This is a genomic window from Pantoea sp. BRR-3P (assembly GCF_039621635.1).
Classification (GTDB): domain Bacteria; phylum Pseudomonadota; class Gammaproteobacteria; order Enterobacterales; family Enterobacteriaceae; genus Pantoea; species Pantoea floridensis.
The window spans coordinates 3,216,782-3,237,216 of the sequence record NZ_CP155066.1; the positions used below are offsets into that span (position 1 = coordinate 3,216,782).

General features: G+C 54.9%; 18 protein-coding genes. 8 read left to right on the forward strand and 10 right to left on the reverse strand.

The window, feature by feature from the left end; genetic code table 11:
- The gene (gene tsf / locus AAGR08_RS15025) at positions 1 to 852 is read right to left on the reverse strand and encodes a translation elongation factor Ts (RefSeq protein WP_097094876.1); all 852 of its coding nucleotides are present in this window, start codon (positions 850 to 852) and stop codon (positions 1 to 3) included.
- A 179-nt stretch (positions 853 to 1,031) separates the two neighbouring features.
- On the reverse strand, positions 1,032 to 1,751 hold the full coding sequence (gene rpsB, locus AAGR08_RS15030) for a 30S ribosomal protein S2 (protein WP_007893898.1): 720 nt from the start codon (positions 1,749 to 1,751) through the stop codon (positions 1,032 to 1,034).
- 319 nt (positions 1,752 to 2,070) lie between these two features.
- On the opposite strand from rpsB, the gene map reads away from it, so the two are divergent.
- From map to AAGR08_RS15050, 4 genes are all read left to right on the forward strand, one after another.
- Complete coding sequence (map, locus tag AAGR08_RS15035) at positions 2,071 to 2,865, forward strand: type I methionyl aminopeptidase (protein ID WP_097094877.1); 795 nt, start codon at positions 2,071 to 2,073, stop codon at positions 2,863 to 2,865.
- Between the two features lie 75 nt (positions 2,866 to 2,940).
- Positions 2,941 to 5,595: a bifunctional uridylyltransferase/uridylyl-removing protein GlnD gene (gene glnD / locus AAGR08_RS15040; RefSeq protein ID WP_097097593.1), complete on the forward strand. Its 2,655-nt coding sequence runs from the start codon at positions 2,941 to 2,943 to the stop codon at positions 5,593 to 5,595.
- A gap of 133 nt (positions 5,596 to 5,728) precedes the next feature.
- Positions 5,729 to 6,553: a 2,3,4,5-tetrahydropyridine-2,6-dicarboxylate N-succinyltransferase gene (dapD, locus tag AAGR08_RS15045; RefSeq protein WP_049851491.1), complete on the forward strand. Its 825-nt coding sequence runs from the start codon at positions 5,729 to 5,731 to the stop codon at positions 6,551 to 6,553.
- A gap of 293 nt (positions 6,554 to 6,846) precedes the next feature.
- A complete protein-coding gene (locus tag AAGR08_RS15050) occupies positions 6,847 to 7,239 on the forward strand; it encodes a DUF3461 family protein (RefSeq protein ID WP_097094878.1) in 393 nt (130 codons plus the stop codon).
- Between the two features lie 42 nt (positions 7,240 to 7,281).
- Here AAGR08_RS15050 and AAGR08_RS15055 read toward each other — a convergent pair whose 3' ends face one another.
- The 4 genes from AAGR08_RS15055 to dgt form a co-directional block, all read right to left on the reverse strand.
- Positions 7,282 to 8,514 carry an alginate lyase family protein gene (locus AAGR08_RS15055; RefSeq protein ID WP_345827239.1) on the reverse strand — a complete coding sequence of 411 codons (1,233 nt, stop codon included), beginning with the start codon at positions 8,512 to 8,514 and terminating at the stop codon, positions 7,282 to 7,284.
- Positions 8,514 to 9,671, reverse strand: a complete 1,158-nt coding sequence (locus AAGR08_RS15060; protein WP_097094880.1) for a CdaR family transcriptional regulator — start codon at positions 9,669 to 9,671, stop codon at positions 8,514 to 8,516. Before AAGR08_RS15060 ends, AAGR08_RS15055 begins: the two co-directional genes overlap by 1 nt.
- Positions 9,672 to 9,855: 184 nt before the next feature.
- Positions 9,856 to 11,298, reverse strand: coding sequence for a serine endoprotease DegP (gene degP, locus AAGR08_RS15065; protein ID WP_345827240.1), 1,443 nt, complete (start codon positions 11,296 to 11,298; stop codon positions 9,856 to 9,858).
- A gap of 135 nt (positions 11,299 to 11,433) precedes the next feature.
- A complete protein-coding gene (gene dgt, locus AAGR08_RS15070; protein WP_345827241.1) occupies positions 11,434 to 12,927 on the reverse strand; it encodes a dGTPase in 1,494 nt (497 codons plus the stop codon).
- Positions 12,928 to 13,024: 97 nt separating this feature from the next.
- Here dgt and mtnN point away from each other — a divergent pair, with 97 nt between their 5' ends.
- The 3 genes from mtnN (at position 13,025) to AAGR08_RS15085 (ending at position 14,883) form a co-directional block, all read left to right on the forward strand.
- Positions 13,025 to 13,723: a 5'-methylthioadenosine/S-adenosylhomocysteine nucleosidase gene (mtnN, locus tag AAGR08_RS15075; RefSeq protein ID WP_345827242.1), complete on the forward strand. Its 699-nt coding sequence runs from the start codon at positions 13,025 to 13,027 to the stop codon at positions 13,721 to 13,723.
- Entirely contained in the window at positions 13,716 to 14,525 is an 810-nt protein-coding gene (gene btuF, locus AAGR08_RS15080; RefSeq protein ID WP_345827243.1) for a vitamin B12 ABC transporter substrate-binding protein BtuF, read from the forward strand. Before mtnN ends, btuF begins: the two co-directional genes overlap by 8 nt.
- A 106-nt stretch (positions 14,526 to 14,631) precedes the next feature.
- Positions 14,632 to 14,883, forward strand: coding sequence for a hypothetical protein (locus AAGR08_RS15085; protein WP_345827244.1), 252 nt, complete (start codon positions 14,632 to 14,634; stop codon positions 14,881 to 14,883).
- A gap of 35 nt (positions 14,884 to 14,918) precedes the next feature.
- Here AAGR08_RS15085 and erpA read toward each other — a convergent pair whose 3' ends face one another.
- Complete coding sequence (gene erpA, locus AAGR08_RS15090; RefSeq protein WP_013507930.1) at positions 14,919 to 15,266, reverse strand: iron-sulfur cluster insertion protein ErpA; 348 nt, start codon at positions 15,264 to 15,266, stop codon at positions 14,919 to 14,921.
- A 200-nt stretch (positions 15,267 to 15,466) separates the two neighbouring features.
- On the opposite strand from erpA, the gene hemL reads away from it, so the two are divergent.
- Positions 15,467 to 16,747 (forward strand): glutamate-1-semialdehyde 2,1-aminomutase, encoded by a 1,281-nt coding sequence (gene hemL, locus AAGR08_RS15095; RefSeq protein WP_345827246.1) that lies wholly within the window; start codon positions 15,467 to 15,469, stop codon positions 16,745 to 16,747.
- Between the two features lie 30 nt (positions 16,748 to 16,777).
- On the opposite strand, the gene fhuB is transcribed toward hemL, so the two are convergent.
- The 3 genes from fhuB to fhuC are packed head-to-tail and all read right to left on the reverse strand — an operon-like array spanning position 16,778 to position 20,435.
- Positions 16,778 to 18,754, reverse strand: a complete 1,977-nt coding sequence (gene fhuB / locus AAGR08_RS15100; protein WP_345829931.1) for a Fe(3+)-hydroxamate ABC transporter permease FhuB — start codon at positions 18,752 to 18,754, stop codon at positions 16,778 to 16,780.
- Positions 18,754 to 19,632, reverse strand: a complete 879-nt coding sequence (fhuD, locus tag AAGR08_RS15105; RefSeq protein WP_345827247.1) for a Fe(3+)-hydroxamate ABC transporter substrate-binding protein FhuD — start codon at positions 19,630 to 19,632, stop codon at positions 18,754 to 18,756. Before fhuD ends, fhuB begins: the two co-directional genes overlap by 1 nt.
- 8 nt (positions 19,633 to 19,640) lie before the next feature.
- On the reverse strand, positions 19,641 to 20,435 hold the full coding sequence (gene fhuC / locus AAGR08_RS15110; protein WP_097094888.1) for a Fe3+-hydroxamate ABC transporter ATP-binding protein FhuC: 795 nt from the start codon (positions 20,433 to 20,435) through the stop codon (positions 19,641 to 19,643).

Consider the following 20,435-nt stretch of genomic DNA (forward strand, 5'->3'; position numbering starts at 1 on the left):
TTAAGACTGTTTGGACATTGCAGCAACTTCTGCTGCGAAGTCAGATTCAACTTTCTCAATGCCTTCGCCCACTTCGAAGCGGATGAAGTTGATGACGTCAGCGTTTTTCTCTTTCAACGCCTGGCCAACAGTTTTGCTTGGGTCGATAACGAAAGCCTGACCGGTCAGAGAAACTTCGCCGGTGAATTTCTTCATGCGGCCTTCAACCATTTTCTCTGCGATCTCTTTTGGCTTGCCAGACTGCATGGCGATGTCCAGCTGAACCTGGTACTCTTTCTCAACCACATCAGCAGACACGTCTTCTGGCTTAACGAATTCTGGCTTGCTTGCAGCGATGTGCATTGCGACTTGCTTGCTCAACTCTTCGTTAGCGCCGGTAGTAGAAACAACGACACCGATGCGTGCGCCGTGCTGATAGCTGTTCAGCTCAGCACCTTCAAGGATAGCAACACGACGGATGTTGATGTTCTCACCGATTTTCGCAACCAGCGCTACGCGTTCTTCTTCGAACTGCGCTTTCAGAGCTTCCACATCGGTAACTTTGCCAGCAGTTGCTGCATCCAGAACTTTGTCAGCAAATGCCTGGAAACCGCCATCTTTAGCAACGAAGTCAGTCTGGCAGTTTACTTCCAGAATCACCGCGTAGCCGTCAGCGATTTTAGTTTTGATCACGCCATCAGCAGCCACGTTGCCTGCTTTCTTAGCAGCTTTGATTGCGCCAGATTTGCGCATGTTCTCAATTGCCAGCTCGATGTCGCCGTTCGCTTCAGTCAGCGCTTTTTTGCAGTCCATCATGCCTGCGCCAGTACGCTCACGCAGTTCTTTTACCAATGCAGCGGTAATATCAGCCATTCCAGAATCCTCGATTCGTCTCTGTGTGTTCACACACTGTCAGAAACTTGTTGCGGAAATTTACTCTGCCCCGCTCTCAAATGTGAGCGTGACAGACTTAGATAAAATAAAGGGGCCTGAACGGCCCCCTTAACAGATAACATCTGATGTCTAAGGGCTCTTAGAAAGAGCGAACCTTATTAAGCTTCAGCAGCTTCTTCAGCCTGCTCAGCCAGATCCTGTGAACGGCCTTCGCGCACAGTAGTGGCAACGGCAGTCAGGTACAGGCTTACAGCACGGATCGCATCGTCGTTACCTGGGATAACGAAGTCAACGCCGTCTGGATCAGAGTTGGTATCAACGATAGCAAATACTGGGATACCCAGGTTGTTTGCTTCTTTGATAGCGATATGCTCGTGATCAGCGTCAACAACGAACAGTGCATCCGGCAGACCGCCCATGTCTTTGATACCGCCCAGGCTGTTTTCCAGCTTGGCCAGTTCGCGAGTGCGCATCAGCGCTTCTTTCTTGGTCAGTTTGTCGAAAGTACCGTCCTGAGACTGAGACTCAAGATCTTTCAGGCGTTTGATTGACTGACGAACGGTTTTCCAGTTAGTCAGCATGCCACCCAACCAGCGATGGTTTACGAAGAACTGGTCGCAGCTCAGAGCTGACTCTTTTACCGCTTCGGCAGCAGCGCGCTTAGTACCAACGATCAGGATCTTACCTTTACGGGAAGAGATCTTTTTCAACTCAGCCAGAGCGTCGTTGAACATTGGCACAGTCTGCTCGAGGTTGATGATGTGAACCTTGTTACGTGCGCCGAAGATGAATGGCTTCATTTTCGGGTTCCAGTAACGGGTCTGGTGACCAAAGTGAACACCAGCCTTGAGCATGTCGCGCATTGAAACAGTTGCCATGATTACCTCTAAAGTTTGATTTGGGGTTGGGCCTCCATGTATCCCATACGACCGACCTCTTTCAAGGCACCCCGGCGTATGTGTCGATACATGTGTGTTTTAGTACACATAATGAGTTTTATGCGTTTCCTGCCAGCCAATAACCTGGCGACAGAGAATCGTCGGCGCGCTTTATACCACAATGCGCAGTAATACGCCAATAGTAGTTAGCGGCGAGAGGCGCAGACAATCCCCATTTGGCAGCCCATTTGCTGGCTGCTAACATGTTTGCCACAGAACTCATTATTGTCGAAAATTTCGACGATTGCGGATTAATTTAATGGCTATTTCAATTAAAACCCCTGAAGAAATCGAAAAAATGCGCGTCGCGGGCCGTCTTGCCGCTGAAGTGCTTGAGATGATTGCGCCGCACGTGGTGCCTGGTGTTACCACCGGTGAACTTGACCGCCTCTGTCACGAACATATCACGCAGAAGCAACAGGCCATTTCCGCTTGCCTGGGTTATCACGGCTTCCCGAAATCAGTCTGTATCTCCGTGAATGAAGTGGTCTGTCACGGTATTCCGAGTGACGATCGCGTGCTGAAAGATGGCGATGTCGTGAACGTCGATGTCACGGTGATCAAAGATGAATATCACGGCGACACCTCAAAGATGTTTATCGTCGGTAAACCGACCATTCAGGGCGAGCGCCTGTGTCGCGTCACGCAGGAAAGTCTGTATATCGCGCTGCGTTTGGTAAAACCGGGGATTCGCCTGCGCGAGCTCGGTCGTGCCATTCAGCAGTATGTGGAAGCGCAGGATTTCTCGGTGGTGCGCGAATATTGCGGTCACGGTATCGGCAAAGGCTTCCATGAAGAACCGCAGGTGCTGCATTACGATGCGGACGACAGCGGCGTGGTGCTGCAAGCAGGTATGACCTTCACCATCGAACCGATGGTCAATGCCGGTGATTACCGCATCCGCACCATGAAGGATGGCTGGACCGTGAAAACCAAAGATCGCAGCTTGTCCGCGCAGTATGAGCATACTATTGTGGTCACAGAAAACGGCTGTGAGATTCTGACGCTGCGTGAAGACGACACCATTCCAGCGGTGCTCGAAAACGTCGCGTAATCATCTCCCTGACAGTACCAGGCCGGCTCATAGCCGGCCTTTTTTATGTTTGACGCGTAATGAAGAGGCATGTTGATGAGTGGTAGCGTGACCGAAGCAGTACACAAAGGCCTGACCGATTCCCCCGCCAGCTGGCCCGATGAAGCCCTGACGCGCGACAAGCTCAAACAGTATCTTGAGCAATTCCACCAGCATCTCGGTAGCGCGTTTGATGCGGGCACCGATATCGAATCCCTGATCGATGCGCGCACCCTGTTTATTGACCGCTTACTCCGTCGCCTATGGCGCTTCTTTGGTTTTGATCGGCTGAAAGAGATCGCGCTGGTTGCCGTAGGCGGTTATGGCCGCGGTGAACTGCATCCGCTCTCTGACATTGATGTGCTGATCCTCAGTCGTCAACCGCTGGACGACGCTGCGGCACAGCGCACCAGTGAACTGTTAACGCTGATGTGGGATCTGAAGCTGGAAGTCGGCCACAGTGTGCGCACGTTAGAAGAGTGCTTGCTGGAAGGATTATCCGATCTCACCGTCGCCACTAATCTGATCGAATCGCGCATGCTGACGGGCGACGTGGCGCTGTTTCTCGAGCTGCAAAAGAATATCTTTAGCGATGGTTTCTGGCCATCGTCGCGCTTTTTCGCTGCCAAAATTGAAGAGCAGCAGGAACGCCACCAGCGCTATCACGGCACCAGCTATAACCTCGAACCCGACATCAAAAGCAGCCCGGGCGGCCTGCGCGACATTCACACGCTGCAATGGGTGGCGCGTCGTCACTTTGGTGCCACCACCATGGATGAGATGGTTGGTTTCGGCTTTATCACCGAAGCGGAACGCAATGAAATCAATGAGTGTCAGGAGTTCCTGTGGCGCATTCGTTTTGCGCTGCACTTAACGCTGCCGCGCTATGACAATCGCCTGCTGTTCGATCGTCAGCTAACCGTAGCTCAACGCCTCAACTACCTGGGCGAAGTCAACGAGCCGGTTGAGCGCATGATGAAGGACTTTTACCGCGTTACGCGCCGCATCGGCGAACTCAATCAAATGCTGCTGCAGCTGTTTGATGAGGCCATTTTGGCGCTATCGACCACCGAGAAACCACGCAACCTTGATGATGACTTCCAGATTCGCGGTGACTTAATCGATCTGCGCGATCCCTCGCTGTTTGAGCGTGAACCGCAAGCCATCCTGCGCATGTTTTACGTGATGGTGCGTAACGAAAACATCAAAGGCATTTACTCCACCACCCTGCGCCAGCTGCGCTATGCGCGTCGCCATCTGAAACAGCCGCTGTGCCATATTCCTGAAGCGCGTGAAACCTTTATGGCGATACTGCGTCATCCCGGCGCAGTCAAGCGCGCACTGGTGCCGATGCATCGTCACAGCGTACTGTGGGCCTATACGCCGCTGTGGGGCAATATCGTCGGCCAGATGCAGTTCGATCTGTTCCACGCTTACACCGTTGATGAACACACCATTCGCGTGCTGCAGAAGCTGGAGAGCTTTGCCGATGAAGCCACGCGACCGATGCATCCGCTGTGCGTAGAACTCTGGCCGCGTCTGCCACAGCCGGAACTGCTGCTGATGGCCGCGCTGCTGCATGATATTGCCAAAGGCCGCAATGGCGATCACTCGATTCTCGGCGCGCAGGATGCGCTGGATTTCGCCGAATTACATGGCCTGAACTCCCGTGAAACGCAGCTGGTTGCCTGGCTGGTACGCCATCATCTGTTGATGTCGGTCACCGCGCAGCGTCGCGACATTCAGGATCCGACCGTGATTCAGCAGTTCGCCGAAGTGATGCAAAACGAAAACCGTCTGCGTTATCTGGCGTGCCTGACGGTGTCTGATATCTGCGCCACCAATGAAAGCTTGTGGAACAGCTGGAAACAGAGCCTGTTGCGCGAGCTGTTCTTTGCCACCGAAAAACAGCTGCGTCGCGGTATGGAAAATAGCCCGGATCTGCGCGAGCGGGTACGTCACCATCGGCTGCAAGCGCTGGCGCTGCTGCGCATGGAAAACCTCGACGAAGAGCGCCTGCACCATATCTGGAGCCGCTGCCGCGCCGACTATTTCCTGCGCCACACGCCGAATCAGCTCGCCTGGCACGCGCGTCATTTAATTCATCACGATCTCAACAAGCCGCTGGTGCTGGTGAGTCCGCAGGCCACGCGCGGCGGCACCGAAATCTTTATCTGGAGCCCGGATCGCCCGCACCTGTTTGCGGCGGTGGCTGGCGAATTGGATCGTCGCAATCTCAGCGTGCATGATGCGCAAATCTTTACCAGCCGCGACGGCATGGCAATGGATACCTTTATCGTGCTGGAGCCCGATGGCAGCCCGCTGGCCGCTGACCGTCATCCAATGATCATTCACGCGCTGGAGCAAGCCATTACGCAAACTGAGTGGGTGCCGCCGCGTACGCGCCGTCAGTCAGCACGTCTCAAGCATTTCAGCGTGGATACCGAGGTCAATTTCCTGCCGACGCATACCGATCGCCGCAGCTATCTGGAGTTAGTCGCACTCGATCAGCCAGGCTTGCTGGCGCGCGTGGGAGAAGTGTTCGCCGATTTGGGTGTATCGCTGCACGGTGCGCGCATCAGTACAATTGGTGAGCGGGTTGAGGATCTTTTCATCCTGGCCGATAGCGAGCGGCGTGCGCTGGGGGTCGAAATGCGCGATGTGTTGCAACAGAGGTTGACAGAGGCCCTTAATCCAAACGATAAACTCTGACCTGGCTTTCATCGTTCACGTTGCAGGTGCGTTGGCTTTCCTCGCTTGACCTGCAGCTTGAATGATTTAGGGTAGATATTTTAATCATGTCCGAAATTACGGACATCCGCTATGACAGAATCAGGAAATAAATATGCAACAGTTACAGAGCGTTATCGAATCTGCCTTTGAGCGCCGCGCCGACATCACGCCATCTAGCGTAGACGGTGCAACCCGTGATGCTATCAACCAGGTTATCGGCCTGCTGGATAGCGGTGAACTGCGCGTGTCTGAAAAGATCAACGGTGAGTGGGTAACGCATCAGTGGCTGAAGAAAGCAGTGCTGTTGTCGTTCCGCATTAACGATAACCAGGTGATGGAAGGTTCTGAAACCCGTTTCTACGACAAAGTGCCGATGAAATTTGCCGGCTGGGACGAAGCGCGCTTCAAAAACGCCGGTTTCCGCGTTGTGCCACCGGCTGCCGTGCGTCAGGGCGCATTCATTGCACGTAACACCGTGCTGATGCCTTCTTACGTCAACATCGGTGCGTACGTCGATGAAGGCACCATGGTAGATACCTGGGCAACCGTGGGTTCATGTGCGCAGATCGGTAAAAATGTTCACCTGTCTGGCGGCGTAGGCATCGGTGGCGTACTGGAGCCGTTGCAGGCAAATCCAACCATCATCGAAGATAACTGCTTCATTGGCGCACGCTCAGAAATCGTTGAAGGCGTGATCGTTGAAGAAGGTTCAGTGATTTCAATGGGTGTTTACATCGGCCAGAGTACCAAAATCTTTGACCGCGAAACCGGCGAAGTGCATTACGGCCGCGTACCGGCGGGTTCGGTGGTGGTTTCCGGCAATCTGCCATCGAAAGATGGTAGCTATAGCCTGTACTGCGCAGTCATTGTGAAGAAAGTAGATGCTAAAACCCTCAGCAAAACAGGCATTAACGAACTGCTGCGCAGCATCGATTAAGTTTATCCTGCCTTAAAATCTTCCTAACGGGCCTGTATTCAGGCCCGTAATTATTTGTTTACACTCCCACCTGAATTACCTGTTTCGCGCCGCGAATTAACCCGTGCGTTTATTTTTCAAACAGTTCATAATCCGCGCCAAGTTAACTCCGGTCGCGCACTGTTCATCCCGGTTTTTGTGTCTACAGTTGATTAAGTATGCCGTAAGCGTTCCGGTTGCCGCGTTTCTGCAGCATCCCGAATGATGATGATAGTCCTGCGCGCTCACCCACTCTTAGATGGAATATAAACGCTATGTACGACAACCTGAAAAGCTTAGGTATCAGCAACCCTGACGACATCGACCGTTACAGCCTGCGTCAGGAAGCTAACAACGACATTCTTAAAATCTACTTCCGCAAAGACAAAGGTGAATTCTTCGCGAAAAGCGTGAAATTCAAATATCCGCGTCAGCGCAAAACCGTCGTCGCCGATCACACCAGCCAGGGTTACAAAGAAGTGCAGGAAATCAGCCCGAACCTGCGTTATGTGATTGATGAGCTGGACCAGATTTGCCAGCGCGATCAGGTTGAAGTGGATCTGAAACGTAAAATTCTGGCGGATCTGCGTCATCTGGAAAGCGTCGTGTCAAATAAGATCGCGGAGATCGAATCTGACCTCGACCAGCTGACTCGCAACGGTCGTTGATTTTAGCGTGTTTGATAAGAGGCCAGCCGATGCTGGCCTTTTTTATGGCTGCTGAAAAGGCAGCGAAAGCAGCCAGGTATCGCGCTGCGCCTGCATCACCGCTCCCCTGCTCTTTTTATCTGTCGACCAGTGCGCCTGCGCGATCCACTGCTGATAACGGGGCTGCTGCAAACTGTTGTCGGCGATAGACAGTAATGGGATCAGCCGCTGGCTCACCCGATCGCGGTTTTTCCACGGCCAGGCTTTTTGCTCATCGCTATACGGCGCTATAGCATCCAGCGCATCCAGCAACGATCCGCTTTGCTGGCGGCTATGCCATAAATCACCCAGCCCCGCTTTGCTGGCCAACTGCGCCATTGCGGTCAACGCCTGCAGATTAAAATAGCTGTAATGGAACGATCGCGTACGTGCCAGCTCGGCTGGCTGGCTACCATCAGCACGAATTTGCATGGCCATTTTGCTGCGCGCCAGCTGTACCATCGCGGTTACCGTTGCACGATCGTCCAGATACCATGCGATCCCAGCCACCTGAGCGCAATACCAGCTGCCATGGTTATTTTCCGCCGCCGCTTCCTCAAGCGCCAGCGGGCTGCGCTGTAGCCAATGCAGATAATCAGTAAACCACTGCCGCATCACCTTTTCATCTGCTGGCTGCCAGCCCGGCGCGGCGCGCAACAGCGTCAATGCATCCACCACACGCGTGGCAAAATAGCGCCCATCCAGTACGCCATCATGACGACCAGCGGACCGGCCTGGTATGCCTTGCGCAAAATTAAGATTGGGATTCATCCGGCTAGCGGGCTCGATAAACCAGTGGCGCATCATCGCCAGCGCTTTATCTGCATAGCGTCGCTCGCCGGAGAAGTACCAGGCCAGCGTCAACGCCTGAAAGTCAGCGGTAAAACGCGCCAGGCGCACGCCATCGCTTTGCGCGTTTTTACTGGCGGGATTGACTTCACCATCGCGGCGCTGCCAAGGTAGGCCATCCGCCTTGCTGGCGTCTGGCCACCAGTAGGCGCTTAAACTTAAATAATCCTGCTTTGAACCGCTGGGTGGCAGCATGCCCTTATCGGTGACGCTGGGATTAGGGTGCTTCAGCGCCTTATCCGCCTGCTGTTGCAGTTGCTGCCAGCTATCGAGCGTGGGCGGCGCAGCCTGGTGTTGTGCGAGCTGCTGCTTCACCCGCTGAAGATCGGATAAGGAGAGGAAAGCCGGATCGTTGGCAAAACTTAGTGCACTACAAACCCACAACAGCAGAACCCAGGCGTTCTTCATCAACTTTGCTCATCCAGTTGTAACGCCACGTACAGCAGCAAACGATCGTCAAAGTTGCCCAGATCGAGTCCGGTCAGTTCAGAGATACGATTGAGGCGATACTCCAGCGTATTGCGGTGAATAAATAGCGCGCGCGCCGTCGCGCTGGGCTGTACATTATGACTGAACCATGCCACCAGCGTACGTCGCAGCAAACCATTGTTATCCATGCTTTTTAGTTTAGCCAGCGGGCGCGCCAGTTCGTTGGCTTGCCAGCCGCCGCGCAAACTGTCGAGCAGTACCGGCAGCACCAGATCCTGATAAAAATAACTGCGCTGCTCCGGCATACGCTGCTTCCCCACCATCATGGTGGTACGCGCCGTGCGATACGAACGCGCAATACTGCCAGGACCGGTGAAATAGTTACCGAGCGCAATACGCATGCGCACCTGGCCACTCTCTTTCATACGTTGCAGCAGTTGATCAACGCGACGTCGATGGTCGTCCTGATCGTAGCGACCATGCGCATTGAGCGCCGGTTTCAGCACCACCATTTCGGTGAGTGAGACAATGGCAATCAGATTGTCGCGCTCAGGCGTCGTCAGCAAGGTTTGCAGTTGCTGCAATTCTGACATGGCGCTATCTACGCCAAGCTGGCCGCTATCAACCTCAACCACCGCCACCACACGCGGCTGATTGAGATCGATGCCAAGCCGCTGTGCCCATTCACTCAGTGCCGGTGAAAGGGTTTCACTGCGCACCAGATTCAGGACCAGCTCTTCACGTAGTCGACTGTCTTGCGCCAGCATATGCAGTAAGCGAGCCTGCTCGAGCATCATTTCAGCGGTCATGCACACCAATTCACCGTAGTGACGCAGCGTTGCTGGCTGCCCGGTTAAACCGATAACGCCAACGATTTCGCCATCAATCCGCAGCGGTAAATTAATACCGGGACGTACCCCGTGCAGGTGTTTTGCTACGGCTTCGTCGATGTCCACCACGCGGCCTTGTGACAGCACCAGCAGTGCCCCTTCGTGCAATTCGCCAATACGCTCACGATCGCCACTGCCGATAATACGACCACGCGCATCCATCACGTTGACGTTGCTATCAATAATTTGCATCGTGCGCGCAACAATATCCTGAGCCAGTCGCGCATCGAGATGATAGGTGGCCATCAATCACTCCGAAGATAAGGACGAACGGACAGAATACGCATCCGTAATCGCGCTGACATTGTGCAACTGCCCATAGCCGAAGGGAGAATGCCGAATATGCGGCGGCCGTCACATTCAGTACCGGGCATTTGCACAGGCATTAAAAAGGCGAGCCTAAGCTCGCCTCTCATTTACTGCCTGAAACTTACTGCATCAGCAGATACAGGCTACTATCACCACGCTGTACATTCAGTGCCAGTACGGAAGGTTTAGTGTCGAGAACTTTGCGCAGCTCGCCAAGATTGGCCACCGCTTGCTGGTTCACGCCTAAAATCACGTCACCTTTTTTCAGACCAATACGCGCCGCTGCACTTCCCGCCTTCACGTTATCAACGCGCACGCCTTTCTGGCCGTTGCTGTCGATGTTGCTGAGATCGGCACCTTCAATGCCGGTGTAAATGGTGGCGGACTGTACTTTGTCCTGCGAGCTCTGCTGCAGTTCAACCGTAACGCTCACAGGTTTCCCCTCACGCAGCAGGCCCAATTGCAACTTGGTGCCTACCGGCAGCGAACCAACTTCCGCACGCAGCGCGGCGAAGCTGGTCAATGCTTTGCCATTCATTGACACCACGACGTCGCCGGCTTTCACACCCGCTTTAGCGGCGGCTGAGTTTGGCAGCACCTGACTAACGAAGGCACCGCGCTGTGCGTCGACTTTCATCGCTTTCGCCAGTTCGGAATTCAGCTCGGTACCCATAATGCCCAGCTCGCCACGTTTCACCTGGCCATATTCCACCATCTGCGCCGTCAGGTTTTTCACCATTGAGCTTGGGATAGCAAAGCCGATGCCGATGTTGCCACCGTCCGGCGCCAGAATCGCGGTGTTAATACCGATCAGTTCACCATTAAGGTTAACCAGTGCGCCACCGGAGTTGCCGCGGTTAATGGCCGCATCGGTCTGGATAAAGTTCTCATAATTCTCAACGTTCAGGCCGCTACGGCCCAGCGCTGAAACAATCCCCGACGTGACGGTTTCGCCGAGGCCGTAAGGGTTACCAATCGCGACGGTGTAATCTCCGACACGCAGATCGTCAGAATTGGCAATCTTAATCGCCGTAAGATTTTTGGCGTCCTGCAGCTGAATCAGTGCGATATCAGACTGCGGATCTTTGCCGATCACTTTGGCTTCGTAGCGACGACCATCGCTCAGCTGAACCTGAATTTTGGTGGCGTTATCCACAACGTGGTTGTTAGTCACCACATAGCCTTTGTCGGCGTTGATCACGACGCCAGAACCCAGTGCGCGGAATTGCTGTTTCTGCGCGTTAGCCCCGCCATCGGCGCCACCGTCACCCCCGCCGTTCTGGCACATGGGCGAACTCTGGAAAGGTGAGCCGTCCTGGCAGAAGGGTGAATTATCACCAAAGAATTGCTGGAACTGCTGCGGCATGCGCGGCGTTTTCACCGTGGTGCTGCCTTCAACGCTGATACTCACTACGGAAGGCATGACTTTTTCCAGCATCGGTGCCAGGCTTGGCAACTGTTGGCTCGAGGAAGACGCCGTCTCCGCCGCGAACGCACTCACAGGGCTCAATGCCATGCCAAGACTCAGCGCCAGCGCACTTAACATTAAGGTGCTTTTTTTCATTTTTCTCTGTCTCTCTAAGATTTAGGGCAGACCATTGCTGTGGCCGTGATGATGAGATTAAGTTTGTAGCGCGAAGTTCCTAATAAAGTTTTAGGGAAAGGTAAAAAATTGTTCTTCATCTTTACAAAACTCCGCTTATTCAACCGCCATTAAACGGCGATATTCATCCCATGCATAATTGTCCGTCATTCCACTAATGTAATCCTGAATCAGGCGTGCACGATAATAGCGTTCCCACAACAAACGCTCATATTTATGCTCAACAATTAATGCACGCATGTGCTGTTGATACGCTTTGCGATGTTTTCCAGAGAGCTTATGAAACAACCGCGTTTCAATAGGATGCTTTGCCAGAAAATCCTCGTTCATCAGGGTGGTGAATTGTTCATAATCCAGTAGCAGCAAAGATTGATATATCTCAAGCAATCCTTTAATTACGCGATAACCCTGTAATTCTAACTGCTCAACTTCCGGATGATTAAATACGTGCTGGCGCGCGACGGTCTTAAATAATTTAAGCAAACGCCCTTCTTCACCATCATCTTCCAGCAATGCGTGATTAAAATCCCCTTCATAAATCGCAGGAAGGTTATCGATAAAACGACGTACCGCATGGCTCACTAATACGTTTTGCACATTAACCCGTAGCGACATAAAGAATTGATCGCTAATGCTGCGACGCTTTTTCTGATTAGCTTCTTTCCAGGCATCACCAATGGTGCGGCTGAATACATCGCCATTTTTTACCGGCCCCCACGCCTCAATGAGATGCTTATACAATGTTTCAACATGGAAAATATCTTTTTCTACGGCGTCATCCAGGTCGGCAATACAATAAGATATGTCATCAGCGGCTTCCATTATCCAGGTCAGCGGAAAACGGTGATGTTCTTTAATATTCGTCGCCTCACGCAGCTCAGCTACATATTCCCGCTCTGATAAGTAGAAACCCGGCTTTTTCATTAGAACGCTGAATGCCTCAGGTTTATCTCCCTGCCACCAGGCAGGCGCGGTGTATTTCAGAATACAGGCGACCTGTGCATAGCTAAGATTAAGCTGCAGCAGCGTATGCACCAGACGAATGGCTTGCGCATTGCCTTCAAAATGGCACAAATCCTGACGAATCATGGCATTTAATTGGTCAAACGCTGAGCGCTCGGCTTCATCGGCAACGCCCGCCACCAGCGGGTCGACGAGCTCGGCAGACAAATTATCGTCGAACCAGTCATTGATCGCTGCTTCACCAAAATGTCCAAATGGCGGATTGCCGACATCGTGCAGCAGACAAGCCATCTCAATCAGGCTTTCAAATGCCCCTTCAAACTCATCCAACCCATAATTGGCCAGCCCGCCGCCCTGCGTTTTCAGCGCTTGCAGAATCTCTTTGGTGATATAGCGTCCGGTTTGCTGCACTTCCAACGAGTGTGTCAGACGCGAACGTACCGCGGCATTCCTTTCAAGCGGAAAAACCTGGGTTTTCTGTTGCAGACGCCGAATCGCAGCGGAATTAATAATGCGCCCGCGATCGCTTTCAAAGTGGCGCGTAATAAAGTATTCCCCTTCGGGATCTTTGCGGCTGGTATAAGGGCGGGTGAAACTGATCTTCTTCCTGAAATTGATCGTCGCCATAATTACCCCTTATTTTTTCGTGAATTCTTCCTCAATCAGCCATGTTAGACTATGCCTCACTTTTGCGGGCTACATCCATTAAATTAGCGAGATTGTTATGAAAGTAGGCATTATTGGCGCGATGGAGCAGGAAGTTACCCTGCTGCGTGACAAAATTGAAAACCGTCAGACGCTGACGCTGGCTGGCTGCGAAATTTACACCGGCACGCTGAACGGTGTTGAAGTGGCACTGCTGAAATCAGGCATTGGTAAAGTCGCTGCCGCGCTGGGTACCACCCTGCTGCTTGAACTGTGCAAGCCGAATGTCGTGATCAATACCGGTTCCGCAGGCGGATTAGCGCCGACGCTGAAAGTAGGCGATATCGTGGTTTCAGATGAAGTGCGCTACCACGATGCTGATGTTACCGCCTTCGGTTACGAGCCTGGCCAGATGGCCGGCTGTCCGGCAGCGTTCGTCGCGGATAGCAAACTGATTACCGCCGCTGAGCAAGTAATAAAGCAACTCGACCTCAACGCGGTGCGTGGCTTAGTGGTGAGCGGTGATGCGTTTATCAACGGGGCTGAACCACTGGCGCGCATTCGTACTACCTTCCCGCAGGCAATTGCCGTGGAAATGGAAGCGACCGCGATTGGCCACGTTTGCCATCAGTTCAAGGTACCATTTGTGGTAGTGCGAGCCATTTCTGACGTTGCCGATCAGGAATCACACCTGAGCTTCGACGAGTTTCTCAGCGTTGCGGCGAAACAATCTTCCCTGATGGTAGAAAACCTGCTGGTTCAACTGGCGCGTGGCTAAATATGTGCTGCTGGGGCTATTGCTGCTGTGCAATAGCCTGCTTGCCGCTGCGCCGCGGGTTGTCACCCTTTCACCGCATCTTACCGAGTTGGCCTTCGCCGCTGGCATTACGCCGGTAGCGGTCAGCACCTACTCTGATTATCCCGCCCAGGCCAACGGGCTGGAGCAGGTGGCGAACTGGCAAGGCATCAAGGTGGAGCGCATTCTGCAACTCAAGCCGGACGTGGTGCTGGCGTGGCGCGGTGGCAATCCACAGCGGCAAATCGAACAGCTGCAACGTTTCGGCATTAAAGTTGAGTGGATCGATCCGCAGACCATCGATCAAATGATTGATGCGCTGGCGGCGTTACAGCAGTGGAGTCCGCGGCCGCAGCAGGCCATTGATGCGGCGCAAGCGTTGCGGAAACAGGAAGCGGAATTACGACAGCAGTATCAGCAAAGCACGCCAGTTCCGCTGTTTCTGCAGTTTGGCCAGCAGCCGCTGTTTACGGCTTCACGTAATACTCTGCAAAATCAGGTCATTGAGCTGTGTGGTGGGAAGAACATTTTTGCCGATAGCAGCGTGAGCTGGCCGCAGGTGAGCCGTGAACAGGTGCTGATGCGCCATCCGCAGGTGATTGTGATGGGGGGAGACGCTGCACACGCCGTCAGCATTGCCAGATTCTGGCAGCCCCAGCTCAATGTGCCGGTGATCGCCATCAATGATGATTGGTTAAGTCGCCCCGGTCCACGTATGCTGCTGGCAGCAAAACAGCTGTGTACAGCTTTACATCCGACGAAAAAAAATACCGAAAAAGAGTAAAGATTCGGCAAAAATTGTCGAAAATCAGAATACAAGGCACTGCAGCCACGTATGCTCTGTGCCCCTTTAGCGCGTAGCGCAATTTTGTCTTCACCAGGAACTAACCATGACCAGAGCTCTGCTGCTGGCCATAGGGCTTATGATTGCTGCGCCACTGAGTGCAGCAACGTCCACCGGCTCTATTGCCGTCGCGTTGACGCTATTCTCGCGTTGCGACATCTCGCGCCAGAATGAACACACGCTGCCGACTATTGATTGTGGTCGTCACTTTAGCGCGCAGCCGCGTATCACCGAACGCGTATTAAAACGCGACGCCAAGCGCCGTGAATCGGCACGCTTAGTCACTATTGAGTGGTAAAGATCTGGCTACCGGGACGGCAGCCAGAAGCAGCATTAGATGCTGAAGGAAGAACCGCAGCCGCAGGTGGTTTTGGCGTTAGGGTTAGTGACGATAAAACGTGAACCTTCCAGGCCTTCTGTGTAATCCACCGAGCCGCCAACCAGATATTGCAGGCTCATCGGGTCAACCACCAGCGCCACACCTTGTTTCTCGATGGTCATGTCGCCGTCGTTCATTTGATCGTCAAAGGTAAAGCCGTACTGGAAACCGCTGCAACCGCCGCCGGTGATGTAAACGCGCAATTTCAGCTCAGGATTCTCTTCATCAGCAATCAGGTTTTTTACTTTTTTAGCTGCTGCATCAGTGAATTGCAAAGGCAGCGCTGCTACGTCGTCACTCATCTTTTACTCCGGGTAAACGTCCAGGTCAGAAAACGACCTTAATTTCGCTATTATCTGCCAGCCGTCCAGTGCAATCAAGTCTCAAGCTTGGCACTGTGTGCCGCAGCATGCGCATGAAAGTATATACCCTAAACTTTAGCGCAAGCCGTTCTTCCCGTAGAATGGCGCCAGATTTTTTCCCGAACAGCAGGAGCAGAACCATGAGTAAGTCAGAAAACCTGTATGCCGCAGCGCAACGCCTGATCCCCGGCGGTGTGAACTCCCCGGTACGTGCCTTTACCGGTGTGGGCGGTGTGCCGCTGTTCATCGAACGCGCTGACGGTGCCTATCTTTATGATGCCGACGGCAAAGGCTATATCGATTATGTCGGTTCCTGGGGCCCGATGGTGCTGGGGCATAACAACGCCAACATCCGCAATGCGGTGATTGAAGCGGCCGCGCGCGGTTTGAGCTTCGGCGCACCGACCGAGATGGAAGTCAAAATGGCCGAGCTGGTGTGCGAACTGGTGCCAAGTATGGACATGGTACGTATGGTGAACTCCGGCACCGAAGCCACCATGAGCGCCATTCGCCTGGCGCGCGGCTTCACCCATCGCGACAAAATCATCAAATTCGAAGGCTGCTACCACGGTCACGCCGATTGCCTGCTGGTGAAAGCCGGTTCTGGCGCGCTGACCCTTGGCCAGCCAAACTCGCCGGGTGTACCGGCCGATTTCGCCAAACACACGCTGACCTGCACCTATAACGATCTCAGCACCGTACGTGCCGCGTTCGAGCAATATCCTGAGGATATCGCCTGTATCATCGTGGAACCGGTGGCAGGCAACATGAACTGCATTCCACCGCAGCCAGACTTCCTGCCGGGCCTGCGTGCGTTGTGCGACGAATTTGGTGCGCTGCTGATCATTGACGAAGTGATGACCGGCTTCCGCGTGGCATTGGGCGGTGCTCAGGCTTATTACGACGTCACGCCCGATCTCACCTGCCTGGGTAAAATCATCGGCGGCGGTATGCCAGTAGGCGCGTTTGGCGGTCGTCGTGATGTCATGGATGCGCTGGCACCCACCGGTCCGGTTTATCAGGCCGGTACATTGTCCGGTAACCCAATTGCGATGGCGGCGGGCTTTGCCTGCCTGACGCAGATTGCACAACCGGGCACGCACAGCACGCTGACCGATCTGACCACGCAGTTAGCAGAAGGTCTGCTGGCAGCGGCGAAAGCCGAAAACATCCCGCTGGTGATCAATCACGTTGGCGGCATGTTTGGTATTTTCTTCACCGATGCGCAAGAAGTGACGTGCTATCAAGACGTAACGCAGTGCGATGTTGAGCGCTTTAAGCGCTTCTTCCACCTGATGCTGGAAGAAGGCGTCTACCTCGCACCATCAGCGTTCGAAGCGGGCTTTATGTCGCTGGCGCACAGTAAGGAAGATATTCAGCGCACCATCGATGCGGCGCGCCGCAGCTTCGCGCAGCTGTAAATGACAAGGGCGCCACATGGCGCCCTTCTGCTATGCCCTTCTCAGCAGCCAGATAAAATATGGCGCGCCGAAGAAGGTGGCCATCAGCCCTGCTGGAATCTGATCCGGGAACGCCAGCATCCTGCCGCACCAGTCGGCGAAGATCATCAATCCGCCACCCAGTAAACCGGCCATCAGCACCTGCGGTAACGCGCGGCGGAAGCCGAGCATTCTTACAATGTGGGGTGCCATCAGGCCGACAAAACTCAGCGGCCCAATGGTTAAGGTGGCTGTGGCGGTTAGCGCTGCCGCCAGCAGCAGCAAACAGAGGCGTGATGTGGTCAGCGCCATGCCTGCCGAACGCGCAGTGGCGCTGCCAAGTGGTAGCAATGTCAGCCAGCGGCTCGCCAGCGGCGCCAGGGCAATCAGCACTATGCCAACCACTGCGCTTTGAACGGCCTGCTGCATATTGATGTTGTAGGTCGAGCCAGAAATCCAGCTCAGTAAGCCGCCCATGCGCGGATCGCCACTCGCCAACAGCACCATCAATAACGTCACGAAGGCGCTGTTGAGCGCCATACCCGCCAGCAACATGCGTTCTGGCGAGAACCCGCCGCGACTCGCCACCAGCATAATCACCAGCAGCGTCAGGGCCGCACCGAGCGCGCCGGCGGGCAGCAGCCATGCCACGGCATCGCCCGGGACGAAGAACATCATCACCACGACGCCGCACGCGGCCCCCGAGCTGATGCCCAGCACTTCCGGGCTTGCCATGGGGTTACCGGTCAGCCGCTGAATCAGCGCGCCTGCTACGCCAAGCATCATCCCGACCACCAGCGCGGCCAGTACGCGCGGAGCGCGCCACGGCAGCAGCTGTTGCAGCATATCGCCGCTCACCCAGCTAAAGCCTTGCGCGTCACGCCCAAAAGTGATGCCAATCCAGCTCAACAGCGCCAGAATCAGTAAGCCAGTCAGGCACCAGCGCAACACGTTCTGCCGCTCGGCAGGCACATTGTCACCCTGATTGAGCGCAGGTGGCACCGAGCCCGTGCGCAGTCGCGGTAGCAGCCACAGCAGAATCGGCACGCCAATCAGCGCGGTCGCCGTGCCGGTAGAGACTTCACGCCAGTGGCCGGTCAGCCACTGCACGGCTTGATCCGCCAGCCACAGCAGCAGCGCACCAATCAGCGGGGCCAGCAGCATGCGGCTAAATAAGCGACGTCCGCCGAGCATCTTCGCCAGCAGCGGCGCAAACAGGCCGATAAAGCCGATAATACCCGCCACATTGACCAGCTGCGCGCTAAGCAAAATTGCCAGCGCTAATGCGGCAATTCGCGCCGCCGATAGCGCCAGACCGAGGTTTTTCGCTACACCATCGTCCAGCCCCATTAGCGTCAGCGGACGCAGCAGCGCCAGCGCCACCACAAACGCCAGCAGCAGACGCGGCCATAGCTGCGCCACGTTGTGCCCATCAAGCTGATTGAGCGCACCAGTACTCCACAGGAACATGTTCTGCAGCTGATCGTGATTGAAGATAGCAAAGATCTGGTTCACCGAACCGGCATACAGACTCAGCACCAAACCGGCAAGAATCAGCGTCACCGGCGAAAGACGTTTGCCCCAGGCAACCCCAAAGACCAAAACCCCGACCATCACCGCGCCACCCATCGCTGCAAACTGCTGTGTCAGCTCGCCACCCGGCAGCTGCCACAGCGTTGCCACGGTAATACCAAGCTGCGCACCGGACGATACGCCGAGCGTAGTGGGTTCTGCCAACGGATTGCGCAGTACCTGCTGGAACAGCAAGCCGGCCAATCCCAAGCCCGCACCGACCAGCAGCGCCAGCGCTAAACGCGACAACATGCTGTGATGAAAGACCACTTGCTGGATGTTGTTAATATCGGGCGCAAAAAATCCCTGCGGCCACTGTTCGATCGGCAATGCGTTACGTAAGTTAATAAACGTTAGCGCCAGCGCCAGCAGACATAGCGTACTCAGCAGCGCGACGGGAAAAAGACGATTGCGCATCATTGCGACTCCAGCGCGTGTTCCAGCACGCTAACAAATTTCAGCGCCGAATAGGTCGCACCGTAATACCACACCGCCGGAACGCGCTGGAAACGTCCGCCGCGTACAAACGGCAGCGCCTGCCACAACGCGGTTTTCATGACTTGCTGCATATCGCGCTCGTTGTCGTGATCGAAGCAAATCACCTGTACATCACCGACCTCCGCCAACCGCTCCAGCCCGACGACCGCGCTGCCCCAAAAGTTGGTTTCGCCCTGCCAGGCATTCCGCAACCCGAGGATCTCCATCACTTCGAGAAACAGGCTGTTTTTACCGAAGGTGATGGCATGGCGACTATCCATTAGCGACATCAAGAGCACCGGGCGATTGGCCCACGGCTTAAGGCGATCACGCGCTGCCGCCAGCTGCGCATCCACATACTGTAGATGCGCAGCTGCCTGCGCTTCTCGCCCAATCCTTGCTCCCAGCGCATGTAACGAGTGGCGCGCGGTGGTTAACGGTTTGCCATCGCCGCTATTGAGGTCAAAACCCATGGTTGGCGCAATGCGCTGCAATTTATCCAGCGCCGGGCCGTAACCATTGGAGTGCAGAATCAGTGAAGGTTCGAGCTGGGTCATTAGCTCAAGATTAGGTTCGGTGCGTAACCCCAGGTCAATCACGCGGGATGGCAGTGGTGGATCGCCCACCCACACGTTGTAGTTGTGCATATCAGCCACGCCGAGTGGCACCACGCCGAGCGCCATCAGCAGCTCCACCGGCAGCCACTCCAGCGCCAGAATGCGTTGTGCATCCGGCAATGCCGCTCGCAGCGGTAGCGCGGACATGAAGGGTGAGAGCGCCAGCGCCGTCAGTAGGCGGCGGCGAGAGATGTCTAACATAGTGCGCCTCAGTACACGAAACTGACGGGCGCGCCGCCCTGCGGATGAGGCAAAATCCCCATCGGAATACCGTAGATGTTGCCCAGCACATCAGCCTGCATGATCACTTCGGGGCCGCCTGCGGCAATCACTTCACCGCCACGCAGCGCCACTAAACGATCGCAATAGCGTGCCGCCATGTTGAGATCGTGCAGTACCGCAATCACCGTTAGCCCGCGCTCGCGGCTGAGTCGTTGGATCAGCGCCAGCACATCAACCTGATGGGCGATATCCAGCGCTGACGTGGGTTCATCCAGCAGCAGACAGCGGCTGTTTTGCGCCACCAGCATCGCCAGCCACGCGCGCTGCCGCTCGCCGCCGGAAAGGCTATCCACCAGACGTCCGGCAAAGGGTTTTAATCCCACCAGCGTAATCGCTTCGTCCACCCGATCGCGATCTTCCTGACCATAACGCCCCAGCGCGCCGTGCCACGGATAACGGCCAATCGCCACCAGTTCACGCACCGTCATCCCCTCTGCCGCTGGCAGCTGCTGCGGCAGATACGCGACCTGGCGCGCAAAATCTTTACTGCCCCAGTTTTCCACCGCATCTTCATTCAGCAGTACACGCCCTTCACTCGCCGCATGGTGACGGCCGAGCATTTTCAGCAGCGTAGATTTGCCGGAGCCGTTGTGACCGATCAGCGCCGTGACTTTGCCGGGCGCAAAGGTGAGAGACAGCGGATGAAGGAGCGTGCGGCCAGGCACCCGAAAACTAACGTTATCGAGCCTGAAAGTGGTTTCTGCGTGATGCGGATGCTGCAT